The organism is Methylobacterium ajmalii (assembly GCF_016613415.1).
In the GTDB taxonomy this organism is placed as follows: Bacteria; Pseudomonadota; Alphaproteobacteria; order Rhizobiales; family Beijerinckiaceae; genus Methylobacterium; species Methylobacterium ajmalii.
Genome location: NZ_JACWCT010000103.1, coordinates 104,746 through 124,062, shown reverse-complemented (window position 1 = coordinate 124,062; position 19,317 = coordinate 104,746). Strand labels below are relative to the sequence as shown.

Annotated in this window: 13 protein-coding genes; 11 read left to right on the top strand and 2 right to left on the bottom strand. The window is 71.2% G+C overall.

What is annotated here, in order from left to right; all coding sequences use genetic code 11:
- Window positions 1-80: 80 nt before the first annotated feature.
- On the top strand, window positions 81-2,120 hold the full coding sequence (locus tag HPY23_RS20090; RefSeq protein WP_175539833.1) for a methyl-accepting chemotaxis protein: 2,040 nt from the start codon (window positions 81-83) through the stop codon (window positions 2,118-2,120).
- 67 nt (window positions 2,121-2,187) lie between these two features.
- Here HPY23_RS20090 and HPY23_RS20085 read toward each other — a convergent pair whose 3' ends face one another.
- Entirely contained in the window at window positions 2,188-2,796 is a 609-nt protein-coding gene (locus HPY23_RS20085) for a pyridoxamine 5'-phosphate oxidase family protein (RefSeq protein ID WP_091881542.1), read from the bottom strand.
- Window positions 2,797-3,042: 246 nt separating this feature from the next.
- Between HPY23_RS20085 and repA the strand changes: the two genes are divergently transcribed.
- From repA to HPY23_RS20055, 6 genes are all read left to right on the top strand, one after another.
- Complete coding sequence (gene repA / locus HPY23_RS20080) at window positions 3,043-4,263, top strand: plasmid partitioning protein RepA (protein ID WP_091746799.1); 1,221 nt, start codon at window positions 3,043-3,045, stop codon at window positions 4,261-4,263.
- A complete protein-coding gene (repB, locus tag HPY23_RS20075) occupies window positions 4,260-5,306 on the top strand; it encodes a plasmid partitioning protein RepB (RefSeq protein WP_091881538.1) in 1,047 nt (348 codons plus the stop codon). The genes repA and repB overlap by 4 nt, the downstream gene beginning before the upstream one ends.
- A gap of 199 nt (window positions 5,307-5,505) precedes the next feature.
- Complete coding sequence (locus HPY23_RS20070) at window positions 5,506-6,639, top strand: replication protein RepA (RefSeq protein WP_091747057.1); 1,134 nt, start codon at window positions 5,506-5,508, stop codon at window positions 6,637-6,639.
- Window positions 6,640-8,963: 2,324 nt separating this feature from the next.
- The gene (locus tag HPY23_RS20065) at window positions 8,964-9,704 is read left to right on the top strand and encodes an ImuA family protein (RefSeq protein ID WP_091881535.1); all 741 of its coding nucleotides are present in this window, start codon (window positions 8,964-8,966) and stop codon (window positions 9,702-9,704) included.
- On the top strand, window positions 9,622-11,124 hold the full coding sequence (locus HPY23_RS20060) for a DUF6504 family protein (RefSeq protein ID WP_091881532.1): 1,503 nt from the start codon (window positions 9,622-9,624) through the stop codon (window positions 11,122-11,124). The genes HPY23_RS20065 and HPY23_RS20060 overlap by 83 nt, the downstream gene beginning before the upstream one ends.
- Window positions 11,125-11,347: 223 nt before the next feature.
- Complete coding sequence (locus HPY23_RS20055) at window positions 11,348-14,569, top strand: error-prone DNA polymerase (RefSeq protein ID WP_091881530.1); 3,222 nt, start codon at window positions 11,348-11,350, stop codon at window positions 14,567-14,569.
- Window positions 14,570-14,935: 366 nt separating this feature from the next.
- Here HPY23_RS20055 and HPY23_RS20050 read toward each other — a convergent pair whose 3' ends face one another.
- Window positions 14,936-15,355 carry a tellurite resistance TerB family protein gene (locus HPY23_RS20050; protein WP_060846930.1) on the bottom strand — a complete coding sequence of 140 codons (420 nt, stop codon included), beginning with the start codon at window positions 15,353-15,355 and terminating at the stop codon, window positions 14,936-14,938.
- A gap of 585 nt (window positions 15,356-15,940) precedes the next feature.
- On the opposite strand from HPY23_RS20050, the gene msuE reads away from it, so the two are divergent.
- Genes msuE through HPY23_RS20030 form a run of 4 tightly spaced genes read left to right on the top strand, consistent with a single transcriptional unit; the run spans window position 15,941 to window position 19,163 of the window.
- Window positions 15,941-16,522, top strand: coding sequence for an FMN reductase (msuE, locus tag HPY23_RS20045; protein WP_060846929.1), 582 nt, complete (start codon window positions 15,941-15,943; stop codon window positions 16,520-16,522).
- Entirely contained in the window at window positions 16,519-17,475 is a 957-nt protein-coding gene (locus HPY23_RS20040) for an aliphatic sulfonate ABC transporter substrate-binding protein (protein ID WP_091881527.1), read from the top strand. The genes msuE and HPY23_RS20040 overlap by 4 nt, the downstream gene beginning before the upstream one ends.
- 7 nt (window positions 17,476-17,482) lie before the next feature.
- A complete protein-coding gene (locus HPY23_RS20035) occupies window positions 17,483-18,283 on the top strand; it encodes an ABC transporter permease subunit (RefSeq protein WP_200601778.1) in 801 nt (266 codons plus the stop codon).
- A gap of 43 nt (window positions 18,284-18,326) precedes the next feature.
- Window positions 18,327-19,163, top strand: a complete 837-nt coding sequence (locus HPY23_RS20030; protein ID WP_091881521.1) for an ABC transporter ATP-binding protein — start codon at window positions 18,327-18,329, stop codon at window positions 19,161-19,163.
- Window positions 19,164-19,317: the final 154 nt, after the last annotated feature.

Here is a 19,317-nt window from a genome sequence, read left to right as displayed (position 1 = left end):
TTGCGAAAATGGTCTCCGATCCGGTGATTTATTAACCATCGTCATCGATCAATGAGCATCGGTGATGGTGGGACCGATCGATGATTCCCAAGGGCAGCCTGTCCAGTAAATTGACGCTCATGGCCGGCTCGGCGATCGGCCTGACCGTCCTCGTCTTCGTCGGTGTCGCGGGATGGACGGCGGCCGAGCGGACGAACGCCGAGATCCTGCAACTCGCCACGGAAAAGGCTGCCGGCACCACGGCAGAAACCTCGATCCAGATCGTGGACGCGATCTCCGCCAGCCGGGCGCTCGCCGCCACGATGTCGGGCCAGCTGAGCGGCGGCGGCGTGCGCAAGGTCGATGTGGTCGCGGCGACCAAGGCCCTGATCCAGGATTATCCGACCCTCTTCGGTGCCTGGATGACGGACACCGTCGACAAGCGGGCGGCGAAATCCCTGACGGGCTCGGGCTACGAGAACGAGGCCGGCCTGTTCACGCCGTACTGGACCCGCAAGGACGACGGCACGCTCGCCTTCGCGACCTTCCCGGTCAATCCCGCGCAGCAATGGTATCGCGACCCGATCCAGTCCGGCGCAAGCCTCCTCGTCGAACCGTACGTGACCAGCCAGGGCCAGCTCGTCGCCTCGATCAGCGCACCGCTCAAGGTCGACGGCGCAGTCGTCGGCGTGGCCGGCGTCGACATCCGGTTGAGCGGGCTGGCGGCCGCGTTCGCGGCCCTGAAGCCGTTCGAGAGCGGGCGCGTGCTGCTGCTGTCGAACGCCCGCAAGTGGATCGTCCCGCCGAAGGGCGACCTCCTGATGAAGGAGTATGACGGGATCGGCGCGGCCGAGGTCGCGGCCGCCTTGGCCGACCGGCGTCCGCGCACCCTCCGGGGCAGCCCGGACGGCGGGGTCCGCCTCGTCTATCCCTTCACCCAGCCGGGCATGAACACGACCTGGGCCCTGGTGATGGACGTCCCGGCCACCGCCTTCACGCATCCGATCTACCGGCGCGTCGCCGAGACCGCCGCGGGCGGACTGTTCATCCTCGTCGTCCTCGTCGGCGTCGTCGCGGCGGCGAGCCGGACCCTGATCGGAGCGCCGCTCAAGCGCTGCCTCGATACGGTCCAGGCCCTGATCGACCGGCGCTACGACGTGGCGATCACCGGCACCGAGCGCGACGACGAGATCGGCCGGATCAACCGGGCGCTCGCGGTGTTCCGCGACAAGGCGCACCAGGCCGACCTCCTGACGAGCGAGAGCGAGGCAGAGCAGCAGCGCCGCGTGGCCCGCGCGCAGCGCATCGACCGTCTCGTCTCCGACTTCCAGAACACCATCGCCGGCTCTCTCGAGATCGTCACCTCGGCGGCGACCGAGCTCGACGCCACCGCCCGCTCGATGACCCAGATCGCCGACGACACCAACGGTCAGGCCGTCGCCTCGAGCGCCGCGGCCGAGCAGACAGCGGTCAACGTGCAGACCGTGGCGGCGGCGGCCGAGGAGATGGTCTCCTCGCTCCGGGAGATCGAGCGGCAGGTGCTGCGCTCCAACGAGGTCGCCAGCCATGCCGCGCACGAGGCGGCGGCGACCGGTACCGCCATGGCGGCCCTGACGGCCGCCGCCGACCAGATCGGCGCCGCCGTCACCCTCATCTCGACCATCGCCGGGCAGACCAACCTTCTCGCGCTCAACGCCACCATCGAGGCGGCCCGGGCCGGCGAGGCGGGGCGCGGCTTCTCGGTCGTTGCGGCGGAAGTGAAGGAACTCGCGAGCCAGACCGGCCGGGCCACGGAGGAGATCACCGGCCAGATCGGCGCGATCCAGGCCGCCACCAGCGAGGCGACGGAGGCGATCCGGCAGATCGACCGCACCATCGCCGGGATGGGCGAGATCAGCGCCGCGATCGCCGCGACGGTCTCCCAGCAGACCGCCGCCACCGGCGAGATCTCACGCAACGCGAGCGAGGCGGCTCGCGGCACCCGCGACGTGTCGCAGACCGTGTCGCGGGTGCTGGTCTCCTCCGGCGAGACCGGCAGCGCCGCCTCGCAGGTGCTGAGCGCCGCCGCCGAGCTGGCGACGCAATCGCTCAGCGTGAAGCAGAAGGTCGACGGCTTCCTGCGCGACATCCGGGCGGCCTGACCCGTCCACCCTCCCCTCCGCCCGTCCCGAACCCCCGCGCGTCGCCCGGCGTCGCGGGGGTTTTTCGTCACCACATCGTCCGGCGCGCCCGCTCGGCCCAGGCCTCGTCGTAGGCCGCGCCGCCGACCCGGCCCTCGCTCAACTCGGCCAGGATCTCGCCCGGGCTCGGGAGGCTCCTGGGATCGACCTGCCACAGGCCGGAGCGGATCAGCGCCCGGGCGCACTGGAAATAGACCTCGCCCACCCGGATCACCATCACGGTGCGGGGCGCCTTGCTGTCGACCGCGAAGGAGGCGCACAGCTCCGGATCGTCGTCGATCGCCGCGCGGCCGTTGACCCTGAGCGCGTTGCCGATGCCGGGGATCAGGAACATCAGCCCGACCCGCGGATCGCGCACGACGTTGCGCAGGCTGTCGATCCGGTTGTTGCCGCGGCGGTCCGGCAGGAGCAGCGTCGACGGATCGGCCACGCGCACGAAGCCCGGGCGGTCGCCGCGCGGCGAGCAGTCGAGCCCGTCCGGCCCCACGGTTGCGAGCGACACGAACGGTGCCGCCGCGATGAAGCACCGGTAATGCGGCGTGACGTGGTCGGTCACCTTGGCGGTCGAGGCCTCGCCGACCGCACCGAACTCGCCGTAGATTCGCTCCAGTTCGTCCACGCTCCTCAGGATCGCCATCGGCCGGTCTCCTCTCGCGCAAAGCCGGGGCCTGCATAAGCCACGGCGCGGCGCGGCCCTATCGCGGTTGCCGGCACGCGGCGCGGGAGGTCTCGTCCACGCTGGGCTTCCGGCGGGCGTTGCCACCTGGCAACCGCGGCCGCCGTCAGGCCGGTTAAGGATCGTTAACCAAAAACCGTTTGCCTCGCCACTGCCACGCTGGCATCGTCTTACGGAAATTTTCCGCGATGCGCCCGAGTACCGTAAATGCCAGATGTGCCGCAGGAGCAGGCAAACGCCGCAGCCTCCGACCGTCCCTCGATCACCCGGATCATCGCCGAGGACGGCAGCGCCCTGTCGAGCGAGCTGAATGCGCTCCGACGCACCCTCTTCCCGCCGGCCTCGCACAAACTCTTGCGCTCGTTCTCCTCAGGCGAGGCGGCGAAGCTGATCGGCGTGGCGGACGGCTACCTGCGCCAGCTCTCGCTCGCCAGCAAGGGCCCGCAGCCGGAGATCGGCCCGGGCGGGCGCCGCTCCTATACGCTCGGCCAGATCAACGAGCTGCGCCAGCTCCTCGACGACGGACCGAAATCGAAGCGCTACGTGCCCCACCGCTCCGGCACCGAGCATTGCCAGGTGCTGGCGGTGGTGAACTTCAAGGGCGGGTCGGGCAAGACCACCACGGCGGCGCATCTCGCCCAGTACCTCGCCTTGCGCGGCTACCGGGTGCTCGCCGTCGACCTCGACCCGCAGGCCTCGCTGACCGCGCTCCACGGCTACCAGCCGGAATTCGACGTCGGCCCGAACCAGACCCTCTACGCCGCGATCCGCCATGACGACGAGCAGAAGCCGCTTTCCGAGGTGGTGCGCAAGACCTACTTCCCGGGGCTCGACCTCGTGCCGGGCAACCTCGAACTGATGGAGTTCGAGCACGACACCCCGCGGGTGCTGGCCGACCGCAATGCCGAGCCGTTCTTCGGCCGCATCGCCACGGCGCTCGGCAGCGTCGCCGACGATTACGACGTGATGATCCTCGACTGTCCGCCGCAGCTCGGCTTCCTGACGCTGGGCGCGCTCTGCGCCGCCACCGCGATGCTGGTGACGGTGCATCCGCAGATGCTCGACGTGATGTCGATGTGCCAGTTCCTGCTGATGGCCTCCGATCTCCTCGGGGTGGTGCAGGAGGCCGGGGCCGACCTCGACTACGACTTCCTGCGCTACGTCGTGACCCGCTACGAGCCGTCCGACGCCCCCCAGACCCAGATGGTCGGCTTCATGCGCTCGCTGTTTCGCGAGCGGGTTCTCACCCACCTGATGCTGAAATCGACCGCCGTGTCGGATGCCGGCCTGTCGAAGCAGACCCTGTACGAGATCGGCCGCGAGAGCTTCACCCGCGCGACCTACGACCGGGCGATCGAGGCGCTCGACGGGGTCAACGGCGAGATCGAGGCCTTGATGCACCGCGCCTGGGGACGCGTGCCGTCATGAAGCGCAAGGACGCCCTCCGCGCCGCGCTCGGCGCCCGATCCCTCGACCGCGAGACGCCGCCGGCGGAGTTGCCAGCTGGCAACCCGGCCGAGGCCCCGGCGCCCGATCCGGCGACCGAGGCGCCCCGACCGCTGGTGCGCTCCGGTGCCGTCGGCGCCATGGGGCGCAGCCTCGGGCGCATCGCCAGCGCGGCGGCGGAAGCCCGCGCCATGGTGGCGTCGGGCGACCGGGTGGTCGAGCTCGAGACCGCGCTCGTCGACGGCTCGTTCGTGAAGGACCGCCTGTCGGTCGATCCGGAGGAGCACGCCGCCTTCGTGGCGCTGATCCGCGAGCGCGGCCAGCAGGTGCCGATCCTGGTGCGGCCGCACCCGACCGAGGCCGGCCGCTACCAGGTCGCCTACGGCCACCGTCGCCTGCGGGCGGCGATCGAGCTCGGCCGGCCGGTCCGCGCGGTGGTCAAGACGCTCACCGACGAGGATCTCGTCGTCGCGCAGGGCCAGGAGAATTCGGCCCGGGCCGATCTCAGCTACATCGAGCGGGCGCTGTTCGCGATCGCGCTCGAGGATCGCGGCTTCGACCGCGCCACCGTCATGGCGGCGCTCGCGGTGGAGAAGACCCAGCTCTCGCGCCTGCTCAGCATCGGCCGGGCGGTGCCGCCCGACATCGTGGCGGCGATCGGCCCGGCACCGAAGGCCGGGCGGCCGCGCTGGACCGCGCTCGTCGAGGCGCTCGCCCGGGAGGGGGCCGGCGAGGTAGTCGGCCGCGTCCTGGCAACACCGGATTTTTCGGAGCTGTCCTCGGACGACCGCTTCGCCCGGCTGTTTTCGGCTCTTACCGCGCCGGCGCCGCGACCGGCGCCGGTGCCGGCGGTGTGGACCACTCTCGGCGGCCGGCCGGTGGTGCGGATCGACCGCGGCCGCCAGGGCACCCAGCTCACCGTCGATGACAGCCTCGAGCCGGACTTCGCCGCCTATCTGATCCAGAGTCTTCCGCAACTCTACGCCGCGTTCGCCGAGTCGAAGTCCCGCGACGAGACCGATTAAGGTTCGTCCCACGTCGCAGCCGGAGAGATGAAGACTCTCCGGTTAGCCACACCGATTCACAGGAATCTGGCGCTCTGCTTCGGAATCTCGCCCGACTCGACTCTGTCGAGTCGGGTTTCGCGCGTTAGGACTCCACCAAACAGAGTCACGATGCGCGCCTGCACAAGGCGACATGCCCCTGCGGAGCCCCTTGGTGGAGATGACGACCCCGCCGCCATCCGTCCTCGAACCGGTCGAGGGCGTGCGCGACCCCGATCTCCTCGAGATCGTCGAGAAGGCGCGCGGCAGCGTCGCCTACAAGGCGACGCTCGCCTTCGTGCGCGCCAGCCAGGCCAAGCGCGACGCCGAGTTGGAAGCGCGCGACAAGCTGGTGGTGCTGAAGGCCGAGGCCGCCGCCGAGCGCGCCCGGCTGCCCCGCAACGCGCGCCGCCGCGACATGGTGCGCGAGGTGATCGAGAACGAACCGGCGGCGCCCGAGAACATCCAGCACATCCACTCGGTGCTGGCGCTGTGCGGCCTGCCGTATCGCGAGCCGAAGGGCGTCACCAACGTCTCGCGGGAATACGGCCGCAACACCCTCGCCATCAATGCCGGCCGGCTGATCAACCCGTCGACCGGCGAGATGGAGATGCAGGGGCTGCCCTACGGCCCGAAGGCGCGCCTGCTTCTGCTGCATCTCTGCACCGAGGCGGTTCGCCAGCGCAGCCCCAAGGTCGAGGTGGCGCAGAGCATGTCGGGGTTCATCCGCGACATGGGCTTTCCGGTCACCGGGGGCGAGCGCGGCACGCTCAAGCAATTCAAGGAGCAGCTCAACCGGCTCGCCGCCTGCTCGATGCAGATCGGCCTGTGGGACGGCACCCGCGCCTCGACCCTCAACGTGCCGCCATTCCGGCAGATGGACGTGTGGCTGCCGCTGCACAACCACCCGGACCAGGGCCTGCTCTGGTCCTCGACCATCACCTTCCACCGCGAGTTCTACGACAACCTGATCCAGCACGCCCTGCCGGTCGACATCCGGGCCGCCCGGGCGTTCGCCGGTTCGGCGCGCAAGCTCGACCTGCTGTTCTGGGTCGGCTACCGCCTCTCGCGCCTGGAACGGCCTTTGCGGCTCACCTGGGACAACCTCTACAAGCAGTTCGGCAGCGAGAACGGCTCGATCCGCTCCTTCCGGCAGGAATTTCGCAAGGATGTTGCCCATCTCACCGAGGTGTTTCCGCGCCTGCGCCTGACCCTCGACGACGGCGGCATGCAGCTGCTGCCCTCCGACCCGAAGGACCTCCTGGTGCCGCCCAAGGCGGCGCTGGCGAATAGGCGAGCCCGCGCAAGGGCTTGATTCCGCCGACTTGCCTACGCGCCGGCCCGGGAGAGGGGAGGGGCGTCGGCTGCGCATGACGTCTCGCGCCGGTGGTGCAGGGTCGTCCGCGTGACGATAAATAGGATTTATTTCCTTTATCCGACGACGACTCGGTTCCATTTTTCGGTCGCGACATCCGCTTGCCCGGCAGAGCTGCCATCCGGCGTTTCTCCTCGGCATCCACGCCGGATCCCATCTCTCGGGTGGTCGAGCGCGTGCACAGAGCTCGCCCCGAGAGCCATTGATTTTGCTTGAAACATTCAATCCCATTCGCGCCCTCATCCCGAGGTGTCAGGCGATTGAAGATCGACTGACTTGGACGAAGACTTCCAGAACTCGCTGCGATCCCTGGATCGTTCCTTCGAGTTACGTCCATCTTCCATGGGCCACCGCCCCAGGATGGGGCCGAGAACGGCATAGACTCTTCAGCTCGGGTCGAACATGCCCTCGAAGGAGACGTGCGGATCCGCCGGGATCTTGCGAGAGAGGAGGCGTGCCGGCCCTATGGTCGGGCGGCCTGACCCACGAGGGCGCACGAGCCGTCTCGTCCCGGTTGCCAGCTGGCTCGGTCCCCCCTCGACGCGACGACCTGCGCTACGCGTAAGCCGACGCCGGGATCGCGGCTGCTGCCGTGAGGCCTCACGCTGGCCCGGCGGCCGCTCGTCGACCCGGCGTACCTCATCCGGACATGATCGTGACGTGGGGAGCGCAGGAGACGTGCAAGTCTCTCGGCGCGTCCCGGAGTCCTCGTTCGAGTCTCGTCCCTGCGTAAGCCCCGGCGCGCTGTCATATCGATGGTCATTTTTGATTTTTGTAGATATATTTTTGTTTTACCTGCTCAATAAGACGGATTTTTATTCGAAAAACACACTGCATGGCGCAAGATATAGATTGATCATCGGATATACGAGCGATTATCCGCCAGAATGACATGCGTGATCGATCGCATCGGTCCAGCCCCGCACGCCCGTCCTACGCCGAGTTGCCTACGCTTCGGACTCCACGGACACGCCCTCCGGCACGCTGAACTGCCTACGCCTCCGGTCACCGCCGCTCCCCCCGGAATCGAACGCTTCCGCGTTGAGATTCCGCATCTTTTCCGGCACCGTCGCCACGCAGACCCGCCTACGGTCCGTGACTGCATCGACGCCGAATTGCCTACGCGGCCGCAGGACGGCGCAGGCTCCCGCCAACCTTCCGGGGCAACGGCGGCGGGAGTCGCGCCAAAGTATATCCGGCCGCCGGCAAGGCCCGGCGAGTCGAGAGGGAGTCCCGCATCGGGACGGCGAATCATCAGGGGTCGTCGAGGCGAGTCGGTTCACCCGGCTCAAGCCTCGGCTGGACTCATCCCCGGGGAAACGCGTCCGGTTGTTCTGGGCTTTGTCGAACGAGGACTCGGGCGCCACGAGTCTCCGACTCGCCGCTCGTGGCTCCAAGACTCTCAGCCTCGGCCGGATGACGGGCCCGAGCTCTGAAACCGGAGCGGGGAGGGGAGGGCGCTCCCGCGAAGCCGGCACGCGATCCGCGCACCTGTCGGTCGAGCCCGAGAACCCCCTAACTCCTGATCCCCAAATCCCTTTTTATGAGAGATTCAGAATCAAGATTCAGAGTCTGAATCCGTAGAGCTATATGGGTATTATATGGGGTGGCGATTTTCCGTTGCCGATCAAGGGCTTGAGCCCTGTTCGCGTAGGCAGGTCTGCGCGGTCGCGTAGGCAACTCGGCGCAGGCCCGTAGGCTCATCTGCGCGGAATCAGGGGGGCCGAGAAGGCGACTCTGCGCAGGCCCGTAGGTTACTCGGCGCAAGGCCCCGATTAACAGCTTGGAAAGCTGTGTGAATCGCGGATGGCCCGCCGTAGGCAAGTCGGCGTGCCGTCCGGGGCCCGCGGCAGGCCCCGGCGAGGCCCGATTCCGGGCTCGCGCCCGACCTCGATTCTCGCCCCCGGCACGGTCGGAGCCCGAAACCCCGGATTCTCCGCCAGGAGGCCCGTGGAGGCCCGTCCGTGCCGGGGACAGTTGTACGGCACCTACCGGCCCCGAATCCAGCTCAGCGGCGATCCTGGCGGCTTGGCGCGGGTTGTCCCACGGCTATGCCCGCATCCGGCGCGGGCCCCGAGCCGGACCGATCGCGTTGTGGTCCAAGGCCTTGCGACTCGGGCCGAGGCCGTTGTCCCCGCTGCCGTCAACAGGGAGCCGGGATTCCGGGGGCCGATCGGGCCGTCCGTCCACAGCCCCGGTTGACACCCCCTCGAAACCGAACAAAACAGGAACATATTCGGGTTTCGGTCGGTGATGGGCATGAGATGCGACAGGCCGGGCGGGAACGGCAGCTCGCGGCGTTGCGCGAGCAGATCGGCGGGCTGGCGCCCGAGGCGGCGGGACGTCCGGTCCTGTCCTTCGGCGTCGACCCGATCGACGCCCATCTGCCGGGCGGGGGCCTGCGCCTCGGCGCGGTGCACGAGGTGCTGGCGGCGGGCCCGGTGGACGGGGAGGGGGCGCTCGCGGCTTTGTTCGTCGCCGCGATCCTGGCCCGGCTCCCCGGCCCGGTCCTGTGGTGCCTCACCCGCCGCGACCTTTTCGCCCCCGGCCTCGCCGCGGTCGGTCTCCATCCCGACCGGGTGCTCTACGCCGAGACCCGGCGCGAGACCGAGGTGCTGCCCACCATGGAGGAGGGGTTGCGCCATCGCGGCCTCGCGGCGGTGGTCGGCGAGGTCGCCCGGCTCGGGCTCACCCCGTCGCGCCGGCTCCAGCTCGCCGCCGAGGGCAGCGGGGGCCTCGCCCTGGTGATCCGCCGCTGGGGCGCCGCCGTGCCCGAGCCCAACGCCGCCGCCACCCGCTGGGGCGTCACCGCGGCGCCGTCTCCCGCTCTCTCCGTCCCGGGCCTGTCGCGGGCCCGCTGGACCGTGGCGCTCGTTCGCGCCCGGGGCGCCGAGCCCCGCACCTGGCTCCTCGAGGCTCCCGATGCGAAGGGTCGTCTGCGTCTTCCTGCCGAGCTGGCCGACCGACCGCTGGCGGCGCCGGCACGGCGGGCCGCCGCCGGATGAGCCGGTGGTGGCCGCCGGCCAGGACGGGCCGCGCCGGGTGATCACCGCCCTCGACCGGGCCGCCCGGGCGGCTGGCCTGCGCCCCGGCCTCGCTCTGGCGCAGGCGCAGGCGATGGTGCCGGGCCTCGCGGTGATCGCCGCCGACCCGGAGGGCGACGCGGCGGCGCTCCACCGCCTCGCGGCCTGGTGCCTGATCTACGCGCCCCTCGTCGCCCCCGACCCGCCGGACGGGATCTGGATCGACGTCGCCGGCGCCGCCCACCTGCAGGGCGGCGAGGCGGCGTTGCTCGGCTCCCTGCGGCGGCGCCTCGCCCGGGCCGGCTACCGGGTGCGGGTGGCGCTCGCCGACACGCCGGGCGCCGCCTGGGCCGCCGCCCGCTGCCTGCCGCCGGAGACCGTGCTGCCGCCGGCCGGGCAGCGCCCCCACCTCCTCGACCTGCCGCTCTGGGCCCTGCGCCTCGATCGTGGGACCGTCTCGGGTCTGGCCCAGCTCGGCCTCACCCGGGTCGCCCACCTCCTCGACCAGCCGCGCGGCCCGCTGCGCCTGCGCTTCGGCGAGGAGCCCGGCCGCCGCCTCGACCAGGCCCTCGGCCATGCCCCCGAGCCGCTCGCCTATCTCGCGCCCCCGGCCGAGCACGCCGTGCGCCTCGCCTTCCCGGAGCCGATCGGGGCGCCCGAGACCCTGGCCCGGGTGGCCGGGCGGCTCTGCGCCATGCTGGCCGAGGCGCTTACCCGGCACGGGCTCGGGGCACGCCGGCTCGACCTGGTGTTTCGCCGCGTCGACGGCCTCGACCAGGCGGTCAGCGTCGGCACCGCCCGGCCGAGCCGAGACCCCACCCACCTCGCCCGCCTGCTCACCGAGCGTCTGCCGCAGATCGATCCCGGCCACGGCCTCGACGAGGCGCGGCTGTCGGCTCCCCGCGTCGAGCGCCTGGACGCGCGCCAGCTCGCCGCCCCCGGCGAGGAGCCGGACCCCGACGCGATGGCCGAGCTCGTCGACCGGCTGGTGCTGCGCCTCGGGCCCGGCCGGGTGTTTCGCCGCAGCCCGGTCGAGAGCGAGTGGCCCGAGCGGGCGGTGCGCCGGGTCGCCCCGTTGAGCCCGGCCACCGGCGTCACCTGGCCCGCCGACCTGCCGCGGCCCGGCCGGCTGCTGCCCGTGCCGGAGCCGGTGGCGGTCCTGGCCGCGCTGCCCGACGCGCCGCCCACCGCCTTCACCTGGCGCGGCACCCGCCGCCGGGTGGCGCGGGCCGACGGGCCGGAGCGCATCTTCGGCGAGTGGTGGCTCGCCGAGGACGAGGTCGCGGCCACCCGCGACTATTACCGGGTCGAGGACGAGACCGGCGCCCGCTACTGGCTGTTTCGCGATTGCCTGACCCGGGACGGCGCGCGCTGGTGGCTGCATGGGCTGGGGGAGGCGTGATGCGCCGGATCGCTCGGAGCCTGCTCGATCGGGCCGGATCTCGTCCCATCCGCGACCTCGTCCCGAGGTGCGACCGGAGGGAGCCTCGAAGGAGGGCTCCAGGGATCACCGCGACATCCGGAGCCCTCCTTCGAGGCTCGCTGACGGTCGCAGCTCGGGAGGAGGTCGCGGGTGGGACGGGACATGCCGACGGTGCCGTCGTCGGCAGCCGGTCGCGCCCCCGATGACCGTCGAGCTCCAAGTCACCACCCATTACTCGTTCCTGCGCGGCGCCTCCTCGCCCGAGGAGCTGTTCGCGGCCGCCGCCCTCCTGGGCATCCGGGCGCTCGCCGTCACCGACCGCAACTCGCTGGCCGGGATGGTGCGGGCGCATGCGGCGGCGCGTACCACCGGCTGCCGGCTCGTCGTCGGCTGCCGGCTCGATCTCGCGGAAGGCTGGAGCCTGCTCGTCTACCCGACCGACCGGGCGGCCTATGGCCGGCTCTGCCGGCTCCTCACCCTCGGGCGCTCGCGCGAGCGCGCGCCCCGCGGCGGTTGCCACCTGACAACCGCCGACGTGGCGGAGTGGAGCCGGGGCCTGCTCGCGGTACTGCCGGCCGACCGCGCCGACGAGACCCTGACGGAGCGCCTGCGCCTGCTGAAGGCGATCTTCGGAAAAGACCTGTCCTGCGGCCTGTCGCGCCGCTTCGGCGTCAACGACCACCTGCGGCTCGCCGAGATCGCCGGCCTCGCCCGGGCGGCGCGGGTGCCGACCGTCGCCCTCGGCGACGTGCTCTACCACGTCCCGGAGCGGCGGATGATGCAGGACGTGGTCACCTGCATCCGCCTGAAGACCACGATCGAGGCGGCGGGCTTTGCCCGCGAGCGCCATGCCGGGCGCCACCTGCACGAGCCCGACGAGACCGCGCGCCTGTTCGCCCGCCACCCGGAGGCGCTGGCCCGGGCCGCGGCCATCGCCGAAGCCTGCCGCTTCTCCCTCGACGAGCTGACCTACACCTACCCGGACGAGGCCGGCGAGGACGGCCGGCCGGCGCAGGTGCGGCTGGCCGCGATGACCTGGGAGGGGGCGGCGAAGCGCTTCCCGGCCGGGGTGCCGGAGGCGGTCCGCAAGCAGCTCGCGGACGAGCTCGATCTCGTCGCCAAGAAGCAATACGCGCCGTACTTCCTCACCGTCGAGGCGATCGTCCGCTACGCCCGCTCCCAGGGCATCCTGTGCCAGGGCCGCGGCTCGGCGGCGAATTCGGCGATCTGCTACTGCCTGCACATCACCGCCATCGACCCCGTCGACCAGGGCCTGCTCTTCGCCCGCTTCATCAACGAGACCCGCGACGAGCCCCCCGACATCGACGTCGATTTCGAGCACGAGCGCCGGGAGGAGGTGATCCAGTGGATCTACGCCACCTACGGCCGCGCGCGCGCCGCGCTCACCGCCACGGTGATCCGCTACGGGGCCCGCGGCGCGGTGCGGGAGGTCGGCAAGGTGCTGGGCGTGCCCGACGACGTCACCGGGGCGCTCGCCCGCCTGGTCTGGGGCTGGTCGCGCGACGGCGTCGGCGAGCGCGAGGCCAAGGCGCTCGGCCTCGACCTCTCGCAGCGCCGCCTGCGCCTGACGCTGGAGATCGCCCGGGCGCTGATCGGCACGCCGCGCCATTTCGGCCAGCATCCGGGCGGATTCGTCCTCACCCTCGACCGGCTCGACGACCTCTGCCCGGTGGTCCCGGCCCGGATGGAGAACCGCCAGATCATCGAATGGGACAAGGACGACATCGAGACCCTGCGCTTCATGAAGGTCGACGTGCTTGGGCTCGGCATGCTCGGCTGCCTGCGCCGGGCCTTCACGCTACTCGCCGAGCACCGGCCCGAGACCAGCCCGCCGCGGGAGATCGCCGACATCCCGCCGGACGATCGTAAGACCTACGAGATGATCCAGAAGGCCGACACGATCGGGGTGTTCCAGATCGAGAGCCGGGCCCAGATGGCGATGCTGCCGCGGATGCAGCCCAAGGACCTCTACGACCTCACCATCGAGGTCGCGATCGTGCGGCCGGGCCCGATCCAGGGCGACATGGTCCACCCGTATCTGCGTCGGCGTCGCGGGATCGACCCGGTCACCTACCCGACCGAGGCCCTGAAGGCGGTGCTGAAGCGGACCCTCGGCGTGCCGCTGTTCCAGGAGCAGGCGATGCAGGTCGCGATCGTCGCCGCCGGCTTCAGCCCGGCGCAAGCCGACGGCCTGCGCCGCGCCATGGGCACCTTCAAGGGCGACGGCACCATCACCCTCTACGAGGAGAAGCTCGTCGGCGGCATGATCGCCAACGGCTACGACCCGGATTTCGCCGCCCGCACCTACCGCCAGCTCGAGGGCTTCGGCTCCTACGGCTTCCCGGAGAGCCACGCCGCCTCCTTCGCCCTCATCGCCTACGCCTCGTCCTGGCTGAAGTGCAACCATCCCGACGTGTTCGCTTGCGCCCTACTCAACGCCCAGCCGATGGGGTTCTACGCCCCGGCCCAGATCGTGCGCGACGCGCGCGCCCACGACGTCGAGATCCGGCCGATCGACGTCAACGCCTCGCGCTGGGACTGCACCCTGGAGCCGGCCGGGGAGGGGAGGCTGGCGGTGCGTCTCGGTTTGCGTCTGGTCCGGGGCCTGGGGAACCAGGACGGCGCCCGGATCGCCACCGTGCGGGAGGCCGACCTGTTTCGCTCGGTCGAGGACCTGTGGCGCCGGGCCGGGCTGTCGCTGAAGGGCCTGCGGAGCCTGGCCGCGGCGGACGCCTTCGCGGGCCTCGGCCTCGATCGCCGCGCCGCCCTGTGGGCGATCCGCGGCCTCGCGCCCGAGCCGCTGCCGCTCTTCGCGGCGGCCGACCGGCGCGAGGCCGCACCGCTCCCCGAGATCGCCGAGCCGCCGGTGCGCCTGATCCCCCTGGGGGAGGGGGCCGCCGTGGTGGCGGATTACCGGGCCTCGGGCCTCAGCCTCGGCCGCCACCCGCTCGCCTTCCTGCGAATGGGCCTGTCGCGCGACGGCGTCTCGGCCTGCGCGGCGCTCCGCCGGCTGCGCGACGGCGCCCGGGTGACCGTGGCGGGGCTGGTGCTGGTGCGCCAGAAGCCGGGCTCGGCCAAGGGCGTGATGTTCATCACGCTGGAGGACGAGACCGACACCGCCAACCTGGTGATCTGGCCGTCCCTGTTCACCCGCCAGCGCACCCTGATCCTCCAGGCCGGCCTGATGGCCGCCCGCGGCCGGGTGCAGCGCGAGGGCGAGGTGATCCACCTCGTCGCCGAGCATCTGATCGACCGCTCGGACCTGCTCGCCCGCGTGGCCGAGGACGCACCGGGCGAGCCCCTGGCGGTCGATGGCGGCCGGGGGGACGAGGCGCGGCGCGGCGGTGCCGATGCCCGGGGTGCGGCCCGGCCGCTGCGGGTCGGGAGCCGGGATTTCCGGTGAGGGAGGGGCGAGTCATGCGCTCGATGCCCTCGCGCCGCATCGCAAGCGATCAATCGCGACCTTCTCTACTTTTCCATCAGGCCATCCGCAAAAAAATCATCGCAAAATCAGGCGCGGGATTTCCTCTCCCGAGGGGCAGGGCCATCGCATGTCGGCGAAGGTCATCTGAATATGCTGGATCGCTGTTGGCACGGCGCATCCATCGAGCAGCCTCCCCGGTCGGAGAGGCCGCTGTCTGGTGTCATCCGCAGTGCGGATCGGATCGCAGCCGATCGCGATGCGATTGCCCTGCCCGCGGAGGCGGACGGGGAAGCCCGCGTTTATCTTGCGAGCCGAGCGGATCGGAGCACGCCCGGCCGCCTCGCCTCACCGGTCCAGCACCGCCCGGTCGTTCTTCGCCACCAGGGCCTTGAAGTACGGGGTCAGCTCCTGCTCCGACAGGCCGAAGGCCTCGGCGAACTGCATGATGAGGCGCTGCTCGCCCGGCTCGGCTTCGCCGTCCGCCATGGCGCTGTCGATCATGTTGAGGACGATGCAGAGCCGCTGGTCCGGGCGCAGGCGGGGCGCCGCGTCGGCCAGGAACTGCGCCGGCTGGGTGGCGCGGGCGTAGCGGACGGCGGATTCGAGGTGCTGGCGCGTCGTGTGGCGGCCGAGCACGGACATCAGGTGGCCGACCTCCTCCGGGTCGATCTCGCCGTCCGAACCCATGCAGTAGATCAGCGAGACCGCGAGGCAGGTCCGCGGCGTGAGGTCGAGCGAGGTCTGCGACTTGAACATGTTGAACATCGTCGGGGCCCCTGGCAAGGTGCTCTGCAAGATGCCGAAACGGATTGTCCGCGACGATCCGTCAGCACGGGCGGTCGATTACCCCAATGATGCGCCGATGTCGATCATCGTGAACCGTGTCGAGGTGGAGTATTTTTACATCGCCCGGTATTCTTTTTATCGGCAGACACTCCCATATAGCGGCTCTCGACTGCCATGCACGTTCGCAGGTCGGATTTAATCCCGATCCTGCGCTCGATCCGTGGCGGCCGGGCCGGCCTCGCTGCCCGGTTCCGGCGAGCCCGTAGATCCGGTCCCATGGATCCGGATCCGAGTTCCGCCCGGCCGGCGCAGCGCTGCGCGCGCCCGTCCGGTCGAGGGAGACGGTCGGACCCGGTGCGCGGCGTCATCGTTCCAGGTTTCGAGCGCCGGGAAATCGTATTTTCTCAAATATCTCGTCTTTATGGCAATAACTACTCCCTCAATACATTCATTTGAAATTCCATTTCGTTGACTGATCTTGAGGGCGGCGGCATCGTAGAGGCATCAGCACGGGGGTTGGACGCCCCGGCCGTGCCGCCCTCCTCGAGCATCGGATGGACCTCCATGACGCGCCTGCGCCTCGTCGGCTTCTCCGCCAACATCCAGCGGCCCTCGAAGACCCGCACCCTGGTCGAGGCGATCGCCGCCGAGGCCGCCGTGCGGGTGCCGGTCGACGTGCGGATCTTCGATCTGGTCGATGCCGGCCCGGGCCTCGGGGGAGCCTTCTCCCGCGACCAGCTCTCGCTGCCCGCCCGGCGCATCGTCGAGGCGGTGGAGGAGGCCGACGCCCTCGTGGTCGGCACCCCCGTCTACAAGGGCGCCTATACGGGCCTGTTCAAGCACCTGTTCGACCTCGTCTCGCCCGAGGCGCTCGCCGGCAAGCCGGTGGCGCTCGCCGCCACCGGCGGCGGGTCGCGCCACGCGCTGGTGGTCGAGCATTCCCTGCGCCCGCTCTTCGGCTTCTTCACCGCGTTGACCGTCCCGACGGCGGTCTACGCCTCCGATCCCGACTTTCGCGACGGCGGCCTCGACTCCGTGGTGATACGCCAGCGGGTGGCCGAGGCCGGCGCCCAGCTCGCGGCGCTGGCCGGCGCCCGGGCCGCCGAGGCCGCCCCCCTCGCCCGCGTCGCCGGAGGTGCCCGGTGATCGACCGTCGCACGCTGCTGGCGGCGGTGCTCGCCGGCGTCGCCCTGCCGGCTCCCTCGCCGGCCTCGGCCGCCGGCGCCGACACCCTGCGCATCGGCTACCAGAAGAACGGCATCCTGGTCGTCGCCAAGCAGCAAGGGGCGATCGAGGCGGCGCTCAAGCCCCTCGGCGTCGGGGTCACCTGGGTCGAGTTCTCGTTCGGCCCGCCGCTCCTCGAGGCGATCAGCCTGGGGGCCCTCGATCTCGGCCAGACCGGGGACGCGCCGCCGGTCTTCGCGCAGGCCGCCGGGTCGCCCCTCGTCTACGTGGCGGCCCAGGAGGCGGCGGGCTCGGGCGCGGCGGTGCTGGTCCAGAAGGATTCGCCCATCCGTACCCTGGCGGATCTGAGGGGCAAGCGCGTCGCCTTCGCCAAGGCGTCGAGCGCCCACAACCTCACCATCGCTGCGCTGGAGAAGGCGGGGCTGACCTACCGCGACATCGAGCCGGTGACGCTCGCCCCGGCCGATGCGGCCGCCGCCTTCGCCCGCGGCAGCGTCGATGCCTGGACGATCTGGGACCCGTACTTCGCCATCGCGGAGATGCAGCCGACGACCCGGGTGCTGGCGCTCGCCACCGACATCGCCAAGCCCAACAACTTCTTCCTCGCCCACAGGACCGTCGCGACCGAGCGCGCCCCGGTGCTCGACGCGGCGCTCGAGGCGCTGTCCGGCGTGGCGCGCTGGTGCGAGGCCAACCGCGGCGAGGTGGCCGCCCTCCTCTCCAGGGGTACCGGCGTGCCGCTCACCGCGACCCGCCGGGCGGTGGACCGCACCGACTACGTCATCGGCCCGATGACCCCGAGCGCCATCGCCGAGCAGCAGCGCGTCGCCGACCGCTTCCACGCCCTCGGCCTGATCCCGCGGCCGATCCGGATCGCCGACGCGCTCCGCACGCCCGCCTCCCAGAACGGCTGATCCTCCCATGTCCGCGATCTCCCGGCCCGCCCTCCCTTCCCCCGCCTCGGTCGCGCGCCGCCTCGCCCCCTGGCTGCTCCCGGCCGCGATCCTCCTCGGCTGGCAGGCCGCCGGCTCGGCCGGGCTGGTCTCGACCCGGCTGATGCCGGCTCCCCTCGACGTGGCGGCGGCCGGCTGGCGGCTGGCCGAAACCGGCGAGCTCTGGACCAATCTCGGCGTCAGCTTCCTGCGGGCGGCGAGCGGCTTCCTGATCGGCGGCGGCATCGGCTTTGCCCTCGGGCTCGCCAACGGGCTGTCGCGCCTCTCCGACAGCCTCACCGACACCACCGTGCAGATGATCCGCAACATCCCGCACCTGTCGCTGATCCCGCTCGTCATCCTGTGGTTCGGCATCGGCGAGGAGGCCAAGCTCTTCCTGGTGGCGCTCGGCGTGTTCTTCCCGATCTACGCCAATACCCTGCACGGCATCCGCTCGGTCGATCCGCAGCTGGTCGAGATGGGCCGGATCTACGGCATGTCGCGGCCCGAGCTGTTCTGGCGCGTGGTGCTGCCCGGCGCCCTGCCGTCGGTCTTCGTGGGCCTGCGCTACGCGCTCGGCATCATGTGGCTGACGCTCATCGTCGCCGAGACGATCTCGGCCTCCTCCGGGCTCGGCTACATGGCGATGCAGGCGCGCGAGTTCATGCTGGTCGACGTCGTGGTGCTGGCGATCCTGATCTACGCGCTGCTCGGCAAGGTCGCCGACCTCGCCACCCGCCGGCTCGAGCGCGCCTGCCTCGCCTGGAACCCCGCCTACCGCGCCGCCTGACTCCCAACCCGCGTCCGGAATTTCCTCACCAGGGTCTCCCCACATGTTCGCCAGCACCCTGCGCCGGTTCGAGGGCGCCCCCGCCGCCCCTGCGCGCCTGCGCCGCGAGGCCATCGACCGCGAGATCGCCCGCGACCGGGCCGCTCCCGGCCTCGGCCTCACCCTGCGCGGCCTCTCCAAGAGCTTCGACGGCGGCAAGCCGGTCATCGACGGGCTCGACCTGCACATCCCGGCCGGCCAGTTCGTCGCCGTGGTCGGGCGCTCGGGCTGCGGCAAGTCCACCCTGCTGCGCCTGATCCTCGGCCTCGAGGCGCCGAGCGCCGGCCGCGTCGCGGTCGAGGGCGAGGGCACTCCGCGCCCGGACGCCCCGCGCCGGATCATGTTCCAGGAACCGCGCCTCCTGCCCTGGGCCAGCGTCCTCGACAACGTCGCGGTCGGCCTGCGCGGCGGCACGGCGGCGGAGCGGCGTGCCCGCGCCGCATCGGCGCTCACGGAAGTCGGCCTCGCCGAGAAGGCGGAGCAGTGGCCCGCCACCCTCTCGGGCGGCCAGCGCCAGCGGGTGGCCCTCGCCCGCGCCCTCGTCAGCCGTCCGGGGATGCTCGCCCTCGACGAGCCCCTCGGGGCCCTCGACGCGCTCACCCGCATCGACATGCAGGCGATGATCGAGCGGATCTGGCGCGCGCAGGGCTTCACGGCCCTCCTCGTCACCCATGACGTCGCCGAGGCGGTGGCGCTCGCCGACCGCATCCTCGTCGTCGAATCCGGCCGCATCGCCCTCGACGTGGCGGTGCCGGTGCCCCGCCCGCGTCGCCGCGGCGACCCGGAGCTGGCGGCCCTCGAAGGCCGCATCCTCGACCACCTGCTGGATGGGCGGGGTTGACGGATCGTTCGGAGAACAATCGGACGAAACGCCCGCTTCGCCCCACCCGCAACCTCATCCTGAGGTGTTGGCGATCATAGATCGCACTCGATCGCAGATCGACTGACCTCGAAGGAGGGCTCCAGCTAGCCCTGAGACTTCTGGAGCCCTCCTT

Coding starts and splice junctions, on each gene's coding strand:
- HPY23_RS20090 (WP_175539833.1), top strand. CDS start 81: ATGATTCCCAAGGGCAGCCTGTCCAGTAAATTGACGCTCATGGCCGGC.
- HPY23_RS20085 (WP_091881542.1), bottom strand. CDS start 2,796: ATGGCGATCCTGAGGAGCGTGGACGAACTGGAGCGAATCTACGGCGAG.
- repA (WP_091746799.1), top strand. CDS start 3,043: ATGCCAGATGTGCCGCAGGAGCAGGCAAACGCCGCAGCCTCCGACCGT.
- repB (WP_091881538.1), top strand. CDS start 4,260: ATGAAGCGCAAGGACGCCCTCCGCGCCGCGCTCGGCGCCCGATCCCTC.
- HPY23_RS20070 (WP_091747057.1), top strand. CDS start 5,506: ATGACGACCCCGCCGCCATCCGTCCTCGAACCGGTCGAGGGCGTGCGC.
- HPY23_RS20065 (WP_091881535.1), top strand. CDS start 8,964: ATGCGACAGGCCGGGCGGGAACGGCAGCTCGCGGCGTTGCGCGAGCAG.
- HPY23_RS20060 (WP_091881532.1), top strand. CDS start 9,622: ATGCGAAGGGTCGTCTGCGTCTTCCTGCCGAGCTGGCCGACCGACCGC.
- HPY23_RS20055 (WP_091881530.1), top strand. CDS start 11,348: ATGACCGTCGAGCTCCAAGTCACCACCCATTACTCGTTCCTGCGCGGC.
- HPY23_RS20050 (WP_060846930.1), bottom strand. CDS start 15,355: ATGTTCAACATGTTCAAGTCGCAGACCTCGCTCGACCTCACGCCGCGG.
- msuE (WP_060846929.1), top strand. CDS start 15,941: ATGACGCGCCTGCGCCTCGTCGGCTTCTCCGCCAACATCCAGCGGCCC.
- HPY23_RS20035 (WP_200601778.1), top strand. CDS start 17,483: ATGTCCGCGATCTCCCGGCCCGCCCTCCCTTCCCCCGCCTCGGTCGCG.
- HPY23_RS20030 (WP_091881521.1), top strand. CDS start 18,327: ATGTTCGCCAGCACCCTGCGCCGGTTCGAGGGCGCCCCCGCCGCCCCT.